The organism is Streptomyces sp. NPDC060002, from assembly GCF_042737245.1.
In the GTDB taxonomy this organism is placed as follows: domain Bacteria; phylum Actinomycetota; class Actinomycetes; order Streptomycetales; family Streptomycetaceae; genus Streptomyces.
This window is the reverse complement of sequence record NZ_JBHWUW010000127.1, coordinates 1-1,551: the sequence shown is the minus strand read 5'-3', so window position 1 is coordinate 1,551 and position 1,551 is coordinate 1. Positions and strand designations below refer to the sequence as shown.

Genomic DNA, 1,551 nt, shown 5'->3' with positions numbered 1-1,551 from the left:
CCCCGTTATGTTTTCCGCGGTCCTGCAACGGGACCGCTGGCCTCCGGGCCCGGCATGACTGTGTCCCCCTGTCGAACGGATGACCTGGGGGGTGGTGTCACCGGGCCCGGGAGGTGCCGTCGGAGACGCTGATGAGAGGTCCGGCCGCCACCCGGTCCGGCGCAATGCCGGACAGCTCGCGGATGGCAGGTCTGCATAACGTGGATGCGCGCGTACGACACCACCGCCGAGGCCGGCACGGTCAACACCCCTGGGAAGGGCGCGATGTTCGACACCGAAGACGTGGGCGTGTTCCTCGGCCTGGACGTCGGCAAGACCGCTCACCACGGGCACGGACTCACTCCGGCCGGGAAGAAGGTCTTCGACAAGCAGATGCCCAACAGCGAGCCGAAGCTGCGGGCCGTCTTCGACAAGCTGGCCGCGAAGTTCGGCACCGTCCTGGTGATCGTGGACCAGCCCGCCTCGATCGGAGCCCTGCCGCTGACCGTGGCCCGGGACGCGGGCTGCCAGGTCGCCTACCTGCCCGGACTCGCGATGCGCCGGATCGCCGACCTCTACCCGGGCGAGGCGAAGACCGACGCCAAGGACGCGGCCGTGATCGCGGACGCGGCCCGCACCATGCCGCACACCCTGCGCTCGCTGGAACTCACCGACGAGATCACCGCCGAGCTCACCGTCCTGGTCGGCTTCGACCAGGACCTCGCCGCCGAGGCCACCCGCACCAGCAACCGCATACGCGGACTGCTCACCCAGTTCCACCCCAGCCTGGAACGCGTCCTGGGCCCCCGCCTGGACCACCAGGCCGTCACCTGGCTGCTGGAACGCCACGGATCCCCAGCCGCACTGCGGAAAGCCGGCCGCCGCAGGCTCGTCGAACTGATCCGGCCCAAGGCCCCACGCATGGCCGCACGGCTCATCGACGAGGTCTTCGACGCACTGGACGAGCAGACCGTCGTCGTCCCCGGGACCGGCACTCTCGACATCGTCATCCCCACCCTGGCCGCCTCCCTGGCCACCGTCCACACCCAGCGCCGGGCCCTGGAAGCCCAGATCAACACTCTGCTGGAGGCTCACCCTCTTTCCCCGGTCCTGACGTCGATGCCCGGCGTCGGCGTCAGGACCGCCGCCGTCCTGCTGGTCACCGTCGGCGACGGCACCAGCTTCCCCACCGCCGCCCACCTCGCCTCCTACGCCGGACTCGCCCCGACCACGAAGTCGTCCGGGACCTCGATCCACGGCGAACACGCACCCCGAGGCGGAAACCGGCAACTCAAACGCGCCATGTTCCTCTCCGCCTTCGCCTGCATGAACGCCGACCCGGCCTCCCGCACCTATTACGACCGCCAGCGAGCCCGCGGCAAAACCCACACCCAGGCCCTCCTCCGCCTCGCCCGCCAACGCATCAGCGTCCTGTTCGCCATGCTCCGCGACGGCACCTTCTACGAATCCCGCACGCCCGCGGACGTCGAGCTCGCCGCATGACCCCAGCAAGCCCGAACCATCCCAAACCCGACAAAGGTGCCTTGACGAAAGACATAGAGGCACCCCCCC

The 1,551-nt window shown here is 69.8% G+C and carries 1 protein-coding gene; it reads left to right on the top strand.

Annotated features, from left to right (window positions below):
* Positions 1-264: 264 nt before the first annotated feature.
* Complete coding sequence (locus ACFWBD_RS41455) at positions 265-1,482, top strand: IS110 family transposase (RefSeq protein WP_385679410.1); 1,218 nt, start codon at positions 265-267, stop codon at positions 1,480-1,482.
* The last annotated feature ends 69 nt before the right edge of the window (positions 1,483-1,551 follow it).